Source organism: Halomicrococcus pelagicus, assembly GCF_050954125.1.
On sequence record NZ_JBPBWC010000025.1, the window covers coordinates 43221 to 60492 of the forward strand.

A 17272-nucleotide genomic window follows, 5' to 3' on the forward strand; every position below is an offset into this window, starting at 1 on the left:
CGACCGCGAGCAGGACGGCTAACATGGCGTACCACACGACGCGGAACCGTCCGCTTCGGAACCCAGGTTTGTAATTAGGTGCGTTGATTGCCATGGTCCTATTTCAGGTAGTAGACGTTCGGATCGGTGCCTTCCGACTCTTTGAGTTGGAACGACCGGTTTGAGTCGGCCATCTCCGAGACATCGCTCTCGGGGTCGTCCAAGTCGCCCGCGTTCCGGGCGTCGCCCACGCACGTCTCGACGCAGGCTGGTTCCTCGCCGCGATTCAACCGGTGCATGCACATGCTACACTTCCGGACGTTGCCGACCGGAGATTTGCCATCCTCGCGGGAGCCGCGGTCTACACCGTACTCTGGACTTGTCACCTCACCGCTCCCCATCACCTCATCATCGTAGTTGTCGCCGAAGTCGAAGTACCGCGCCCCGTACGGACAGGCTATCATGCAGTATCGACAGCCGATACATCGGTCGTAGTCCACGTTGACGACGCCGTTGTCCATTTTGTACGTCGCCGAGACGGGACACACCTGTACACAGGGCGGATTGTCGCACTGCATGCAGGGCCGGGGGACATTCGTCCGCGTAACATTCGGGAATTCCCCGTGTTCCTCTTCCATTACAACGTTGTACGAGACGCCCGGCGGCGTCCGGTTCTCGGCCTTGCACGCAACCGTACACGAATCACATCCCACGCATTTCTGGAGGTCGATGACCATGCCCCACTTCTCGTCGCCCGACTCGGCTTCCTTACTTCCGTCACTTGCCATTGACTCGGCGACTGACTCCATCGACCCGACGGAACAGCCGAGCTTCTCGGCCGTCTCGCGTGAGATGGTCTGGCCATCGGCGTCGATAGCCGGGTTCGGCGTCTCTCGATAGTCGTCGCCGAACTCGACGTTTGCAGCCTCGTCGTACTTCTTCCAATAGTCGTCGCCCGAGAGTTCGCCGCGAGCGACGCGCTTTGCATCCTCAGCCATAGCGAGACCGAGGTCAGTTCTGTACTCCGTCTTCGAGAGCTCTTCGCGCGCATCCGACATCTCGGCGTCTACCATCCCGTTGAGGGTGGCGACGTCCGGCACCGAGGGCATACTCGCTGCCTCAGAGTCGTCGGCGCTACTCATATCGACCACCACCCGGTCGGCCGTCCGCGCCGCCGCTGATTCTGAATCATCACATGTGAACAGAGAGACCCCAGTTAGCTGAGCGTACTACCAATACTGTTGGGTACGCTCGCTCCCGCCGAAACACCCCCTCTGGAAATACACATACTGTTTGGGTCGGCTCAGCTGACCGCCCTGGTCGAGGTCCGCACTGATAATCCAATTCGAGCCAATTAGGGCGGCACAAGCCCAGGAAGCCGCGATTCCAGCGACGTGAAAATGGACTTCTCAGTTTTAGGGGGTAGACAAACCATTGAGAGCTATGACCGAACGCGTTCACGCGACGAGATACCTATTTCGCGCGCCGGAACGCCCACCTCAGTCGCCGGGAGTGCACCGGCGAACGACGTTCTGGAGGTTACGGAGATGGCTGTGAGTCTGATGCTGTCCATGATGGACGTGAGTCTCGTCCTGGTCGTCTCCGTCGCGCTCCGACTCGCCGGCGCCGCCTACTCGCTCACGATCCTCTATCGGAGTGGCGACCGGCGATTCGGCTTCCTCACCGTCATGCTCGCGCTGATGGCTTCCCGGCAAGTGTGGACCGCGCAAACAACCACAACCGGTCTCGAAGAACTTCCAGGCCTCATCGTCAGCCTCCTCGCGGTGGCGACGGTTCATTACCTCTCGGCATACGTCGAGGAAGAAACCCGCATTAAGACACAGCTCCGCGAGGTTAACAAGGAGCTTCATAGTTTCCGGAAGGCAGTCGAGCACGCAGGTCACGCTATCTTTCTAACTGATACCGACGGTACCATCGAGTACGCCAACCCCGCTATCGAGTCAGTCACAGGCTACGACCCCGGTGAGGTGATTGGTGAGAATCCAAGCCTCTGGAAGTCCGGCGAACACGACGAGTCATTCTACGACGATCTCTGGACGACAATCACTAACGGCGAGGTATGGGACGGCGAAATCATCAACGAACACCGGAACGGCGAGCTCCGGTGGGTAGATATGACCATTGCGCCAATCAACGATGACACTGGCGCGGTGGACCGCTACGTTGCGGTGGACACCGACATTACTGAGCGCAAAGAGCGAGAACTCCACATCTGCGAACAGAACGAGCGCCTCAAACACCTCAACGACACCAACGAAGTCCTACGGGAGGTCAATCAGCGCCTCGTGCAGGCCGACACCCGCGAGGAGGTCGAGCGTGCGACCTGCGAGCAGTTCGCCGCGACTGACCTCTATGACGCTGCATGGATAGCGACCCGCAACATGGTCAATAGCGCAATTCGCGCTCGGACCCACGCCGGAATCGACGATGACGTTCTCGAAGGAGTCGTCGAGGCGGTAATCGACGGGGACAAGACACCAGTCGACCGCGCACTCTCACAGGGCGTGACCGCAGTTACTCGCACGCCTGCAGACGGCGACTGCATCGCACCGGACGACTCTGAAGCCACGCTAGCGATACCGCTAACCTACCGGGACGTCTGCTATGGAGCGCTCGTAGTCCACGCTGCCGACCTTGAGGCGCTCGATACCATAGACCACTCGGTGTTAGATGAACTCGGAAAAACCATCGCCTACGCGATCAATGCCGTCGAGAGCAAGCGTTCGCTCGTCACGGACAAAGTTACTGCGATCACATTTAGGATGGCTGATGACGACGGTCCGCTTTTCAAGCTCGCGGCCGCACTTGACTGTAAATTGCAACTCGAACGCCTCTCAGTCGGGAGCAACGGGGACTCGGTCGAGTACTTTACCGTTCAGGGAGCCGACGCCGACGCAATCTCCGACTACGTGAGCGAGTCGGCTGATATCGCGGCAGCACAGGTCATTTCCGAACGCGACGACGCTACGGTATTTCGGTTCGTCATCTCCAACGCATCGGTCGTCACCACCTTCGCGGACCAAGGGTGCGTGATCCGATCGGTGTCGGCAGATAAGGAAGGGGGAGAAGTGACTGCTGAACTCCCGCAGGTCGCCGATGTCCGGACTGTCGTCGAGGCAGTGCGCAACCGTCACTCGAACGCCGACCTCGTGGCACAACGCGAACGCGAGCGAGCGACCGAGACGCGCGGGGAGTTCCGGGCAGATGTCGAAGAGAGGCTTACCGACCGACAGCTCGAAGCGCTCCGCACCGCCCATCTGTCGGGATACTTCGGATGGCCTCGCGAGACGAATGGTGAAGAGGTCGCGGACCTGATGGACATCTCTCAGTCGACGTTCCTCCAACACCTTCGCGCTGGGGAGCGAAAGTTGTTCGAAGCGATGTTCGACTACGAACCAGTGAGCGTCTCGGAAGTCGAGTCCACGGCTGACCTGTAGTTGTCAGCTACCCACGGCTGAAGCCGTGGGCTTCCGCTCGCACCACTGTGAAGTACCTCGGGGACACGCCCCGAGGCTTCACCGTTTTGTCCGTGTCGCCCAGAAATGGACGGACGCAGGCGAATGTACTTCCCCTCGGCCTCCCTCTTGCGAGGTCGGCTGAAATTGACACCCGAACACCTCACCGGTGTCCGTGAGGGTCGGTCGCTCCACCACGACCCGACAACTCCCGTCTCACCACGCTACGGGCGCGGATTTTGAGAGGAGTCGCGTTTCCAACCCTCCGAACGACCGCTTCGGAGTACGGTCGTTAACCCGCGTCACGGTCGGTGAACCACGATACGAAACGTGGTATGGGAAACCTTTTGACGGGCGTCACCCTCGGGGCACGTGGTTCGAGACGCCGACGGCGTCTCGTCATCACGAGAGAGCGAAGCTCTCTCGAACGACCCCGAGGCACTCGCCCTACTCCGCCTGTAGACGGCCGTCGGGGACTTGTTCTGTCTGTCCGAAGCCCAGAGAAAATGTCTAACACAGTATGTATAGTGTAGAGTTAAGCTGTTGCGACGCCTATACGTCTTGATTATGTTCGACGAGATACGCCGAGTGAATCGAGCTACGCGCGCCCAATACGGTCTGATGCTGATATTTGGAGCGTTATGTATCGCCGCTGCATTTGCACCACTCGAAGAGGCTGTCCGAATCACGACAGTCGGTACTCTCTTCGGGTTCACCGCTGGCCTCTGGGTCGCGCATCTCGTCCAAGTGCTCCAACGCGTTGCCGACACGAAACAACCCGACGTCACCGGGATGGCTGACTGATGGTTCGATCGAAATCGATCAAGACGCAATCGGAATCCACCGTTGAGATAGAAAACGGGTCGACGTTCCTCGACAGCATCGAGTTCCTGACCGGGGAGAACCCCAATCTCGGCTCGTTCCTCCTCGTCGTCGGGATAGTGACTGTCGTGTTCATCGCGCTGTTCCAGTTCACACTCCCGGCCCCAGTCTCGGCTCTGCTCACGGCCGGGGTGCTGTTCGTCACTGTCCTCAGCGCCATCTTCGGGTTACTCCTCGATAGTCTCGGATACTTCGAGCGGGATGCCCCGGCCACTACCAGTGAGTCCGACAGCCGCGAGACGGACGCGAAGCCGTGGGTGCCCATCGGGAAAGCGTCTGCGCCCCTTCCGCCGTTGATCAACTTCGACGCCGAACTTCGGGCCTACGCCGATATGTACGACAGTGACCTTCCGACCGAGTTCGATCCGTTCATCAGTGATTACCTCCGCCTGAAGACCAACACGAGCAACCGGACGACCATCGCCAGCGACCTGCGCGCCGACCTCAACTCGATTGGCGCTCTCTTCGAGGAGGGTTCCGAGGGTGACAGAATCTACGAAGATGTCTCCCAACGGCTCTTCCGGTATATCGGCGACAAGAACAACCACGTAACGCTCGACGACGTCACCTTCTACGACGAGGGAGGCAACGAATCCGACATCAGAACCATTCAGAACCAACTCGCCCATGTCGAACTCACTATCGCCAACGAGGGCGAGGCAGCGGAAGTCGAAGTCGTCATCTCGTTGCACAATCGAAACGACTCCGCTCTCTCCAGCCACACCTACAGTGCGGGTCTCATCAACCCAGGCGTCACCAAGGTCATCGACACCGACGTCTTTATCCCCGCAGATGCCGAGCGCGCTGGCACTACCATCCGGAAGTCAGACCCTGGGCAGACCGTCGTGGGCGTCTGACTCTAGTCGACGACCGCGTCCTACTCGCCTGAGGCAGCCGTCCGCTCGCTCTTCCGAGGGACTTGTCGGTGGACTCGACCGCTCTCTCTTGCTCGGTGCACGCGATACCTCCTGTGCCACCGGCAGCATCCGTCCGCGACTGTATGTAATCTGTTATACAGTAATAAATAGGGTGTCTGTTACAGATATTCCAGACGACTATAACAGACGGCAGTACGACAACGGCACTGCTCAGCACCTCCCTCTCCATCGATGACCCGGACCATGTCTGCGTCGGTGTCCCCGCCAATGGATCGGCGGACGTCAGTAATGCGACCGTCAGCGATAGGAATCGTTCCGCGCTCGAACAGACGGATGTCAGTGTCAATACGGCTGCGTCCTGAACGAGTAGCGACTTCGTCATTCGTCACCTGGTCACGTTCAGTCACATGCCGGCGTCCGTTCGAGCGTCCAGACCTGCGCCGAGTGGCCGTCGGCCAGCGGGTCGTCGGTGTAATCACCGGTCACTTTCCAGGACTCGAACGGCGACAGGCGCGCGAGCAACTCGATTACATCGAAGCGTTCGACTAGTTCTGCCAGTCAACCGTTCGACGCCGCCATCGCGCGAGGCGAACGACCCCGCCGACGCGGTAACCGTCGACCACTCGTCGACCGCTTCGTTCTCCCGAGTCGCACCGACTGCGCCGGGAGCCACACAATCATGATGAACTAAGTAATCAGAATAAAGAAGAAGAGGCAGGCACGATTCATGACGAACGAAAAATCGTCTCGGTCGCCTCCTGTGGTCGCCGAAAGCGCGGAGACGGACCGGGAAAGTGAGATAGAGTCATTGCTCGGCGAGATGACGCTGGAGGAGAAGGTCGGCCAGTTGAATCAGCTGAACGGCTCGGACCAGACCGGACCCGCTGTCGACGGTGTCGACCTCGAAGCCGAAATTGGATCGGGACGGGTAGGGTCGGTGTTGAACGTGGACGGACTCGAGAACCGTCGGCGGTACCAGCGGATCGCCGTCGAGGAGACGCGTCTCGGCATCCCCCTCCTATTCGGATTTGACGTCGTCCACGGCTTTCGAACTATCTTCCCGATTCCTCTCGGCGAGGCCGCCACCTGGAATCCCGACCTCGCTGAACGCACGGCCGACGTCGCGGGAACGGAGACCGCCGCGGCGGGCATCCACTGGACTTTTGCCCCAACCGTCGACGTCTCGCGAGACGCACGCTGGGGCCGGGCGATGGAGAGTAGTGGCGAAGACGCCTACTTGGCGAGCAAACTTGCCCGGGCACGGGTGCGCGGGCTGCAGGGCGAGGATCTGTCAGCGGTAGATACAGTTCTTGCCTGCGCCAAACACTTCGCCGGATACGGGGACGTCAAGGCTGGGCGCGAGTACAATACGGTCGACATCTCCGAGAGCTCGCTCAGAGACGTTCATCTGCCGCCGTTCGAGGCAGCGGTCGACGAGGGCGTCGCGACGGTGATGAACGCCTTCACGGCGTACGACCGAATTCCCGCCGGCGCGGACGAATCACTCGTGTCCGAGACGCTCAAGGACGACTGGGACTTCGAGGGATTCGTCGTTTCGGACTGGAACTCCGTCCGGGAACTCATCTATCACGGGGTGGCGGGAGACGAAGCCGAGGCTGCCGAGACCGCCATCGAGGCCGGTTCGGACGTGGACATGGTTGGTCACGTCTTCTCGGACTCGCTCGTCGGCCTCGTCGAGGACGGTACTGTCGATGAATCGACGCTCGACAACGCGGTGCGTCGCGTCCTTCGCTACAAGTTCGAACTCGGCCTTTTCGACGACCCGTTCCGCTACTTCGACGACGACCGGAAGGCGGCGGCGACGCGGCGGGAAGCACACCGGAGCGTAGCAAGGGAGGCGGCGCGAGAATCGCTGGTGCTGCTGAAGAACGAGAAGGACCTGCTGCCGCTCGTGGACGATTACGACGATATCGCGGTCGTCGGTGCGCTCGCCGACAGTCAAGACGACATGCTCGGCAACTGGCGCGCCCGCGGTCAGCCTCGCGATGCGGTGACTGTTCTCGAAGGGGTGCGGGCGGCAGTCGGCGATGGGACCAACGTTCGGTTCGTGGAGGGGTGTGACAGATCCGGTGCCGTCTCCGAGAAGTCTCAGCGTGAGGCCGTCGAGGCCGTCGACGACGCCGACGTAGCGGTGGTTGCGGTCGGCGAGAACTGGGAACTCTCGGGCGAGTGCCGGAGTCGGACCAGCATCGACCTCCCGGGCGACCAGCGGTCACTCCTCGAAGCGCTCGATTCGACGGACACCGACGTCGCGAGCGTCCTTTTCAACGGGCGCCCGCTCGCAGTGCCGTGGATGGACGAGCACCTACCCGCTATCCTCGAGGCCTGGTTCCCGGGAACGCAGGCGGGACACGCCGTCGCCGACGTCCTGTTCGGCGAACGTGACCCGTCGGGACGGCTACCGATGAGCTTTCCGAGGAACGTCGGTCAGTGTCCGGTGCACTACGACCACCTGCCGACCGGACGGCCGGCGGAGACGGCCGAACCTGGTTGGGCGACATCGTACATGGAAACGCCGAACGCGCCCCTCTACTCGTTCGGTCACGGTCTCAGTTACGCCGAGTTCGAGTACGATGAGTTCGCGCTCTCGGACGACGTCCTGGAACGAGGGGGAGTGCTCACCGTAAGCGTTCGAGTGACCAACACCGGTGACCGGCGAGGGGACGAGACCGTGCAACTCTACACTCACGACCGGGTAGGAAGTCGCTCGCGTCCCGTGAAGGAACTCGCCGGGTTCGAGACGGTGACGCTGAATCCGGACGAGAGTAAAACGGTCCGGCTCCAGCTGACTGAGGATGACCTCGCCTTCTGGACCGCCGACGGTGAGATGGCCGCCGAACCGGGCGAGTTCGAGGTTATGGTCGGGCGGTCCGCGGCGGACATCAGGGTGACCGGGGCGTTCGAACTGCGCGGGTGAGTGCTCCCTGTTGTGTTGCCTCCGATTGTACTTTCTGTTCAAAGCAAATCGTTCGTTCCTCGAGATTGTGGAGTGTTTTTAGGACGTGGATGGCTGCAATTCCGGTAGTTGCTGGTGAGCGGTTCCGGGACTATACTATCAGAATGAATACGTCTGGATGTATTTTGTAGTACTATTTCAACATAACTCTTTAGTAGGTGGGAGAGAGTCACAAAGGCATGCGCGACGGAACGAACGATGATGCAGAACTGAACTGGACCCGCCGTCGGACGCTGGAAGCGGCAGGCACCGTCGGAATCGCGAGCCTCGCCGGCTGCTCGGGAACGTCGTCGCAGGGCTCGAACGGCAACGGGAAATTAGCCGACCCAGAGCTCACCCTCTCGGAGTGGCTCGTCCCAAAGGACGCTCAGTATAACTCGTTCAACTCGAAGAACTGGCCCGGCGACGCGTCACGAATGCTCTACGACGCGTTCGTCAGGTACAACGCCAAAAAACACGAGTTCGAGCCGAATCTGCTCACCAACTGGTCCATCAACGGTAAGACGGTCACGCTGAAGACACGGAAACAGAAGTGGCACAACGGCGACCCCGTCACGGCGAACGACCTTGTCGCCCAACTCCGCCTCGAGAAGCACATGGGACTGACGAAGTTCCTAGAGTCGGCGGAAGTGACGGGCGACCGGTCCGTGAAGCTCACGCTGACGAACGAAATCAATCCGGACATCTTCCTTGAGACCTTCCGGAACAAGCGACTCACGGTGAAAAAGAGTCTGTTCGAGAAGCACCTCCAGGAATTCGAGACCGCGTCGAACGAGTCCGAGAAGGCCACGGCCCAAGGGAACCTGAGCGGCAGGACAATAAAGGAGCCAGTCGGTAACGGGCCGTTCGAGCTGAAGGAGGCGACGAGCCAGCAGTTTACGCTCACCAAATTCAAGAAGCACCCGCAGGCCGGCAACATCAACTTCCCCCGGGTCATCTACAAGTACTTCCCGTCGAACCAGAAGCGCTGGCAGGCGCTGATGAACAACGAACTGGACGGACAGGCCCAGATGTTCGTTCCGAAGAACGTCCGAAAGAAGTTCCCGAAGAGCGTCGTACGGGCAAAAATCCCGACGAACAGCGGGTTCGGGGTGACGTTCCAACACGACCACGAGCACTTCGGCCAGCGGAAGGTTCGGCAAGCCATCGCACACGTCATCGACCGCAAGCAAGTCGCGAAGAACTCCGGCGGCGATACCAAACAGCCGGTCGACATTCCCAACGCCGTCCCGGCGAACTCCAACAAGTGGCTCGGGAGCAGCGCTAGCAAGTTCAACAAGTACCAGACGAGTACACAGAAAGCGGCGGCGCTGCTCAAGGAGGCTGGATTCAAGAAACAGTCCGGAACGTGGGTCGACGAAAACGGAAAAACCCTGAAAGCTCCGTTCAAGGTTCCGTCGGGGTACACCGACTGGATGACGGCGTCCGAGACTATCGTCAGCCAACTCCAGAGCTTCGGTATCGACGCGAAGCTCGTCTCTCGGAGCACCTCGACGTTCTGGGGGAAGGACTTCGCGAAAGGTGACTTCGTGCTGGCCTCCGGCGGATGGTCGGCACGACTCCACTCGCATCCGTACTTCCACCTCAAGTTCCAGCTTGCAAGCTCGGCCGCCGACAAGGTGTACAATTACCCCGACACGGTCTCCGTTCCCTCGATGAAGTCCGGTGGAGGCTCGAAAAAGGTCAACGTCGCGAAGGAAGTCGAAAACCTTCTCACCGCGAAGCCGGGAACGCAAACGAAACAGAAGGCCGAGAAGCTCGCCTGGGTCGTCAACCAGACGATTCCGGTTCTCCCGATACAAGAGAAACTCGCACAGAGCTTCCTCACGAAGGACGACTGGAAGGTCCCGAGCCAGAACGACGAGAGCATGTACGTCTACTGGCCAACGTCGTGGCTCCCGAGAACTGGCGAACTGTCGGCCAAGACGAAGTAAGAACTCGTCACACGAGTAATGTCAACACAATATATAGCCAAACGGTTCGGCCGGGCGCTGTTCACGGTCTTTGCAGTGATTTCGCTGTCGTTCGGGCTGACGAGGCTCATGCCCGGTGGCCCCGTCGACGCCCTGCGAGCGCAACTCATCAAACAAAACGCGGACATGTCCATGTCGGAAATCAACCAACGGCTCGCCACCTACACGAACGTCCAGCCCGACGAGCCGCTCTACGTCCAGTACTTCCAGTACCTCGGCTCCGTCCTCCAGGGCGACTTCGGCAGATCCATCTGGAGGGACGTTCCGGTCATGGCCGTTCTGGGCGATGCACTCCCATGGACGATTCTCATCATGACGCTGGCCCTACTGCTGATGTTCGGAATCGGTGTCTCGCTCGGCGCCGTTCTGGCTTACCGCGAGGGGACAACATTCGACCTCAGCGGGTCCGTCGTCTCGCTAGTGCTGAGTTCGACGCCATACTACGTCGCCGCAATCCTGTTCGTCTACATCCTGGGCTACCAGCTAAGCTGGTTTCCGACCGGCGGCCGCTACGGGACAGCAGTCGAGCCGGGATTCACCCTCGCCTTCGTGACCAGCGTGCTGTATCACGCCGCCCTCCCCGTGCTTTCGCTCGCCATCACCGGATTCGGCGGCTGGGCGCTCACGATGCGCGGGAACAGCATCAGCATCCTCGGAAAGGACTACCTCCGCGTCGCTCGCTTGCGCGGACTCTCAGAGCGGCGTATCGCCTTTCGATACGTCGGCTGGAACGCGATACTTCCCATGTACACTGGGCTGATGATTTCTGTCGGGATGGCGTTCGGTGGATCGGTCATCCTCGAGCAGATTTTCTCTTATCCCGGCGTCGGCTACTACATGTTCCGGGCGATCGGCAATCGCGATTATCCGATGATGATGGGCGCGTTCCTGCTCATCACGCTCGCGGTCGTCATCGGAATCCTCATCGCGGACCTGACGTACACCAAACTGGACCCGCGCATCGAAAGTGGTGGTTCCGATGAAATCTGAGACGAACGCATCCCAGTTCGACATCACCGAAACGTCGACCGAGACGAGAGCGGCCCGGTTCCACCAATACGTCGAACAGTATCTGCTGGTCCCGTCCAAAATCGTCTGGTCGGACAAGCGTGCTCGTTTCGGTTCGCTTATCATCCTTCTGTACCTGCTGATGGGTACGGTCGGCGTCGCAGTGGTGAAGCAGCCGAAGGCGAATCAGGGCGAGCGACTCATCGCGCCCTTCCAGACGATGGCGTTTCCGCTGGGTACTGACGGCCTCGGACGCGGCATCCTGGCTCAAATCGTTCACGCGACACCGTTTATGTTGAAGATGGTGTTCGCCGGCGCGGTGTTTACAGTCACAGTAGCGACGGTCGTCGGGACGCTTGCCGGCTACAAGGGCGGGACGGTCGACAGCGGTCTCATGACCATCACGGACATCGCGCTAACGATTCCGGGATTGGTACTCGTCATCGTTCTTGCGGTCATCCTCAATCCGAAGGGCCCCTTCCTGATCGGAATCGTACTCAGCATCAACGCGTGGGCCGGACTGGCCCGGGCGATTCGTTCTGAGGTGCTCTCGCTACGGCACGAGTCCTACGTCGAAGCGTCTCGCGTGCTGGGGCTCTCCACGAGCAAAATCCTCAGGCAGGATGTTATTCCCAACCTCATGCCCTACATCACGATGAACTTCGTGCAGGCGGCCCGGACGGTCATCTTCGGGTCGGTCGGGCTCTTCTTCCTCGGGATTCTCACGTCGAGCGCGCCGAACTGGGGGAAGATGATGAATCTCGCATACAGCACGGCGGGCGCCCTCTACACCGTCGATACCGCCCACTGGCTTATCATGCCGATGCTGACTATCATTCTGTTCTCGCTCGGTCTGACGCTGTTCGCACAGGGTGCGGACCGCCTGTTCAACCCCCGCATCCAGGCCCGTCATTCCGACAGTACTCCCGACAAGTCCTCCGAGGACGACGCGGGAGATGCGACCACCGTTGGTACCAACTCCGGAGGTACGCTCTAAATGTCACGACAATCACCACGACAGCAGTCACAGCGCAGGGACGAAGACGTCGCTATCAGCATCCGAGACGTGTCGGTGACGTTCGAGATGGATCGTGGGTCGGCGAACGTCCTGAACGGCGTCGATCTCGACGTCGAGCGAAACGAGCTGCTCGGCGTCGTCGGCGAGTCGGGGTCGGGAAAGTCGATGCTGGCGTCGTCGATGCTCGATGCCGTCGAAGAACCGGGACAGGTCGAGGGCGAAATAACGTACTATCCCGAGGAGGGAGAGCCGGTCGACATCCTCGACCTGAGCGACGACGAACTGAAGCGTCTCAGATGGGAGGAAATATCGATGGTCTTCCAGGGGGCGCTCTCGTCGTTCAATCCGACGATGAAGGTCGGAAAGCACTTCGAGGAGACGCTCACCGCTCACGACGCGGACGTGAGCACTGGCATGGACCGTGCTCGCGAACTCCTCTCTGACCTCTATCTCGACCCGGACCGAGTGTTGGACTCCTATCCGCACGAACTCTCGGGGGGAATGAGCCAGCGAGCCCTCATCGCGCTGTCTCTGGTGCTCGACCCGGAGATTCTCGTCATGGACGAACCGACGGCAGCGCTGGACCTATTGATGCAGCGGTCGATCCTGTCCCTGCTCGACGACCTGCAATCGAAGCACGACCTGACCGTCGTTTTCATCACACACGACCTTCCGCTCGTTGCCGGCCTCGCGGACCGACTCTGCGTTCTGTACGCGTTCGAGGTCGCCGAACGGGGACCGACGGACGCAGTCGTCGAGGAGGCCCGCCACCCCTACACACGGGCGTTGCTGAAGGCGGTTCCGAATCTCGACGCGCCGTTGGAGTCGATGAAACCAATAGAGGGAACCGCGCCGGACCCAGTCAACATCCCTCGCGGGTGCACCTACGCGCCCCGGTGTCCGCTCGCCGACGAAACGTGTCACAAGAACGACCCGGAGCTACGGCCCGTCGACCATCCCGACCACGACGCCGCCTGTCACCACTGGGAGGACGCGGCCAACGCCGTGTCGTTCGACGCGGACGAACTGGAGGGCAAGCCATGACCGGAGCCCCCGTCGTCGAACTTCAGAATCTCGAAGTTCACTTCGAGAAAGACCAGGGACTGCTCGAATCGGTGCTGAACGAACCGGACGTCGTGGGTGCCGTCGACAACGTCGACCTCGCTATCGACGACGAGGACGTCGTGGTACTCGTCGGCGAATCGGGGTGTGGCAAGACGACGCTTGGAAAGACGGCAATCGGTCTCCAGAAGCCGACCGGTGGTTCGGTACGCTATCGCGGACACGACGTTTGGGACGCCAAGCGCGGAAAGGGCGACGTTCCGTTCCAGGAGATTCGGAAGTCGCTCCAGATAATCCACCAGGACCCCGGAAGTTCGCTCAATCCGAACCAGACGGTGTTGAAGACGCTCGAAGCGCCGCTGAAGAAGTGGCAGGACGACCTCAGCCAGGCCGACCGCCGCAACCACATCTACGGGATGATTGAACGCGTCGGCATGGAACCCGCGACCGACTACGCCCATCGCTATCCCCACCAGCTATCCGGCGGCGAGAAGCAGCGTATCGCGCTCGTCAGGGCGTTGCTCATGAACCCGGACCTCATCCTCGCCGACGAGGCGGTCAGCGCGCTCGACGTCTCGCTCCGCATCGAGATGATGGACCTGATGCTCGAACTGCAGGAGGATTTCGGCACCTCGTACCTCTTCATCTCCCACAATCTCTCGAACGCCCGCTATCTCGCCCAGAAGGCCGGCGGCCGCATCGGCATCATGTATCTCGGCGAACTGGTAGAGATCGGCCCTGCCGAGGAAGTGCTCCAGAATCCACAGCATCCTTACACGAAGGTCCTGCGCTGGGCGACCGCGGACATCGACCCCGAGGACGAGGTCGAAGAGCCGCCCGTGCGGGCTATCGATATTCCCGACCCGGTCGACCCGCCGAGCGGCTGTCGCTTCCACACTCGTTGTCCGGAGGCGCGCGAGGTGTGTGCGTCCTCCTGTCCAAAACTAGACAGGTGGGACGCATATAACGAACATCATGCGGCGTGCTTCCGGCAGGATCCGAACCACGAGTACTGGGAGAGCGAGGAAATTGCGTCGGAAACGCCGTCACTCGCAGACTCCGACTGAAAATGTCCGTCTCAGCTTACCGGTCCGGCCCGGGGGTTAGGCCCGCGGTCGGCACAGCGACCCCGCTCCTCGACCCGAACCGAGCAGCTAAGACGCTCGAAGTTCGTAGGAGGTGCTAACGGATGTGGCTCTGGCGTTTCATCTTCAGCGCGTTCACCGTCCTCATGGTGTTGCTCCTCTTTAGCGCCCCGTACGTCACGCCCGGGACCGCCAGTTACTACGTCTCCGTCCTCTCGTCCGGCTTGATACTCGTTGGATTGGTCGCGAGCGGCGTCCTCGCGGCAGTCGACTGGGACCCGTTCTGACCGCCGTCACCGCTCGAGCGTCACCTGCTTCGCCTCGAAGTCTTCCATCAGTGACCCCTCTCCGCCGACGCTGTAGCGTCCGTCGTCGGTCTCCAGGGTCAGGCTCGCCTCAAGCGGGAACGTGTTCGTCGACGGATTCACCAATCCCTGTCGGATTTCGACGACGTCGCCCGAGACAGTCCGGACGTCGGTCGACGCGTTTTGCGCGAGGGGCGTGACTTCGGCCGTCGCCGACACACGGCGGCCATCACGATGGTGTAACGTTGCTTCGAGGACGGCCGAGCGGAAGTGGTCGTACGTCTTGGGGAGCGGCCCAGGTGCTGCGACGTACACCTCCTCTGCGACCGGCCAGTAGTTACTCAGACACGAACCGACGATGGTCCCGACCAACTGCGGCTGTCGCACCGTCACGATGTCACGCCCGCCGTCCGCCCCCGTGAACGACCCGGCGGGACCGAGCACGCCCACCTCGACGTCGGCCCCGACCATCAGCGGGAGCGGAGTATCCAGAACTCGAACGGCCGTGTGCGGCAGGTCGAGTTCGTCCAAGCGCGGCATCCCCCGATTTTCCTCCACGAGGAGCAGGACGGAAGCGCCGCGGTCGGCGGCGTTCTCGATCTCCTCGGCGAATCCCGAGTATCTGGAGCCGGGTATCGAGAGGACGATTTCGTCGGTCGTCTCGTCGATTATCTTCTTGATACGCCTCCGAGCAGTCTGGTCCGACTGGATGACATCGAACTCGATGTCCGTCGGCTCTGGCGCCGTGAACAGCTGTTTGAGGTCGGATTCGACCGTCTCTAGCTCGTCCATCAGGTTCCCGATGGCTTGCTCAGGGTCGATAGCGCGAATCGTCGTCGGGTTCTCGTACTCGTTGAGGACGACGACATCCCGGTCGGCTAGTTGCTCGGTGATATCGTACACGTACCGCGTCGAGATGTCGACCGCCTCGGTGATCTCGGTGACGGTCGCCTCACCGTGTTCCAGCACGACGAAGTACACGTCAATCTCCTTGTCCGAAAGACCGATCTGCGTGAGCAACTCGCGAGCCCGCTGTAACGACATTGTATCGGTGAAAACGTTCCTCCAAGATTTGTCTTTCGAGAGACCGCTCAGTTAGATGGAGAACGTCTCCGCCGACAGTAGCTCTTCGGGGCCGGAGCCGATGCTCGTGCCGTGGAAGTGGTCGCGCAGCACGCCGTCGGCGAGATAGTTCGCGATTGGCGCAAGGACCATCGCCTGGTCGAGTATCAGGTAGGACTTCGTGACGGTCCCCGAGGTGACGTCGACGGAATCGTAGAACCCGTACTGGCTCTCGGCGCCGTAGTTCTTGAGCGTTCGGATGTTCTCGAGGACGTCGCCTTCGTCCGCGTATTCAAGCGCCAGGAACGTCGCGTGCGGGGTAACGATGCCCTCCTCCTCGTAGCCGCTGATTCCCAGTTTGTCGACGCCGTACACGCCGTACCCGTCGGGCGTTGCACATGGCGAGAAGCCCCAGGCGTCGTACCCCTGTTCGTTCGCGTATTCGACCTGGAGGTACGCCTGTCGATGATTGTTCAGCCCGAGCGCGTCCGTCCCCAGTTCCTTCTCTTTGAGAACCAGCGACGGCATCAGCGACTCGAACATGCTGCCGCCCCAGCTTGGAACGTACTTCTCGTCCAAGTACTCGTAGTGGCCCTCGTAGACTGGCATCTCGCCGAACGACTCTGACTGGTACGTCCGAGTAACGCCGGACGGGTTCTGGTTCGTCCAACTGTAGGCGTCTCCCGGCGGGAACGTTCGGTACATCTGCCACCAGCTTCCGAGGTCGATGTCGTCCTTGCCGATGGCGAGGTAGTACGCGATCCGGGGCTCCGTGTTGAAGGAGCCGTAGTGGCCGACGAGTCCACTGTCGGAATCGTGTTTCGCGTGCATGTGGCCTGGTTTCGTCGTCTCGCCTTCAAACAGGTCGTATATTTCCGGGTCGTAGAGCGCGGTATAATCCGCGGATTCGACCAACTTATATGCGCGCTCGCGCAGCGCCGGGAAGGCGTGGCCGACGACGAGCAGTCCGGCGGAGAGCCATCCGTTGTCGATTGTCGAAACATTTCTTGCGCTCGAGGAGTTTTCCCGCACCTCGCCGGTTTCCACGTCGTACCAGCGATAGAACAGCCCATTCCACGTCTCCGCACGTTCGAGCGTCGAAAGGACGTTCGTCAATCGATCCCGCGCGCGCTCGTCGTCGAGGAACCCCAGTTCGTTCGCGCTGACCGTGGTCAGGAGTTGAACCCCGATGTTCGCCGGCGACGTCCGTCCCGAACCTTCGTACCCGCTCGGCGTTTCGTCGACGCGGTCCGGAACAAACCCCGTCCGGTGGCGTGTGAACTCCTGGACGAAGCGATACGTCTTCCGGGCGATGCCCCGGAGCTGTCCCGTCAGGCTTCGCTCTGTTTCCCTGCCCTTTTGATCGGTAGAACGGGCGGCCGAGGCCGTGCCAACGGTCGTTCCGGTGCTCAGCGTCGCAATCGTCCCGAGGACGCTTCGTCGTGGGACCGTCCGCTTCCCCTCTTTCGAGCCATGGTTAGGCATACCACTTCGTTTCCGATTGCCCCTCCTTTAAACTGTTGAACTAGCACAACAACATTTGTGAACCAAACTGTGTCGACGTCGG

14 protein-coding genes are annotated in these 17272 nt (G+C 60.8%); 10 read left to right on the forward strand and 4 right to left on the reverse strand.

Features of this window, described 5'->3' with window-relative positions:
* Positions 1 to 98: 98 nt before the first annotated feature.
* Complete coding sequence (locus ACRYA2_RS24715) at positions 99 to 1121, reverse strand: 4Fe-4S dicluster domain-containing protein (RefSeq protein WP_433634105.1); 1023 nt, start codon at positions 1119 to 1121, stop codon at positions 99 to 101.
* A gap of 405 nt (positions 1122 to 1526) precedes the next feature.
* Between ACRYA2_RS24715 and ACRYA2_RS24720 the strand changes: the two genes are divergently transcribed.
* From ACRYA2_RS24720 to ACRYA2_RS24730, 3 genes are all read left to right on the forward strand, one after another.
* Positions 1527 to 3437, forward strand: coding sequence for a bacterio-opsin activator domain-containing protein (locus ACRYA2_RS24720; RefSeq protein ID WP_433634107.1), 1911 nt, complete (start codon positions 1527 to 1529; stop codon positions 3435 to 3437).
* 585 nt (positions 3438 to 4022) lie between these two features.
* Positions 4023 to 4259 (forward strand): hypothetical protein, encoded by a 237-nt coding sequence (locus ACRYA2_RS24725; RefSeq protein WP_433634109.1) that lies wholly within the window; start codon positions 4023 to 4025, stop codon positions 4257 to 4259.
* Positions 4259 to 5194, forward strand: a complete 936-nt coding sequence (locus ACRYA2_RS24730) for a hypothetical protein (protein ID WP_433634111.1) — start codon at positions 4259 to 4261, stop codon at positions 5192 to 5194. The genes ACRYA2_RS24725 and ACRYA2_RS24730 overlap by 1 nt, the downstream gene beginning before the upstream one ends.
* 420 nt (positions 5195 to 5614) lie before the next feature.
* Here the strand turns inward: ACRYA2_RS24730 and ACRYA2_RS24735 are convergent, their stop codons facing one another.
* The gene (locus ACRYA2_RS24735) at positions 5615 to 5737 is read right to left on the reverse strand and encodes a hypothetical protein (protein WP_433634113.1); all 123 of its coding nucleotides are present in this window, start codon (positions 5735 to 5737) and stop codon (positions 5615 to 5617) included.
* Between the two features lie 238 nt (positions 5738 to 5975).
* Between ACRYA2_RS24735 and bglX the strand changes: the two genes are divergently transcribed.
* The 7 genes from bglX to ACRYA2_RS24770 all read left to right on the forward strand — a co-directional run bounded on the left by bglX (position 5976) and on the right by ACRYA2_RS24770 (position 14625).
* Positions 5976 to 8153 (forward strand): beta-glucosidase BglX, encoded by a 2178-nt coding sequence (bglX, locus tag ACRYA2_RS24740; RefSeq protein WP_433634115.1) that lies wholly within the window; start codon positions 5976 to 5978, stop codon positions 8151 to 8153.
* A gap of 218 nt (positions 8154 to 8371) precedes the next feature.
* A complete protein-coding gene (locus ACRYA2_RS24745; protein ID WP_433634117.1) occupies positions 8372 to 10126 on the forward strand; it encodes an ABC transporter substrate-binding protein in 1755 nt (584 codons plus the stop codon).
* An 18-nt stretch (positions 10127 to 10144) separates the two neighbouring features.
* On the forward strand, positions 10145 to 11155 hold the full coding sequence (locus ACRYA2_RS24750) for an ABC transporter permease (RefSeq protein WP_433634119.1): 1011 nt from the start codon (positions 10145 to 10147) through the stop codon (positions 11153 to 11155).
* The gene (locus ACRYA2_RS24755; RefSeq protein WP_433634122.1) at positions 11145 to 12170 is read left to right on the forward strand and encodes an ABC transporter permease; all 1026 of its coding nucleotides are present in this window, start codon (positions 11145 to 11147) and stop codon (positions 12168 to 12170) included. The genes ACRYA2_RS24750 and ACRYA2_RS24755 overlap by 11 nt, the downstream gene beginning before the upstream one ends.
* The gene (locus ACRYA2_RS24760; RefSeq protein ID WP_433634124.1) at positions 12171 to 13235 is read left to right on the forward strand and encodes an ABC transporter ATP-binding protein; all 1065 of its coding nucleotides are present in this window, start codon (positions 12171 to 12173) and stop codon (positions 13233 to 13235) included. It abuts the gene before it with no gap.
* Positions 13232 to 14320 (forward strand): oligopeptide/dipeptide ABC transporter ATP-binding protein, encoded by a 1089-nt coding sequence (locus ACRYA2_RS24765; RefSeq protein WP_433634127.1) that lies wholly within the window; start codon positions 13232 to 13234, stop codon positions 14318 to 14320. The genes ACRYA2_RS24760 and ACRYA2_RS24765 overlap by 4 nt, the downstream gene beginning before the upstream one ends.
* A gap of 122 nt (positions 14321 to 14442) precedes the next feature.
* On the forward strand, positions 14443 to 14625 hold the full coding sequence (locus tag ACRYA2_RS24770; protein ID WP_433634130.1) for a hypothetical protein: 183 nt from the start codon (positions 14443 to 14445) through the stop codon (positions 14623 to 14625).
* Positions 14626 to 14631: 6 nt separating this feature from the next.
* Here ACRYA2_RS24770 and ACRYA2_RS24775 read toward each other — a convergent pair whose 3' ends face one another.
* Together ACRYA2_RS24775 and ACRYA2_RS24780 are read right to left on the reverse strand one after the other, a co-directional pair.
* On the reverse strand, positions 14632 to 15687 hold the full coding sequence (locus tag ACRYA2_RS24775; protein WP_433634132.1) for a TrmB family transcriptional regulator: 1056 nt from the start codon (positions 15685 to 15687) through the stop codon (positions 14632 to 14634).
* 51 nt (positions 15688 to 15738) lie between these two features.
* Positions 15739 to 17190: a glucoamylase family protein gene (locus ACRYA2_RS24780; RefSeq protein ID WP_433634134.1), complete on the reverse strand. Its 1452-nt coding sequence runs from the start codon at positions 17188 to 17190 to the stop codon at positions 15739 to 15741.
* Positions 17191 to 17272 lie beyond the last annotated feature (82 nt).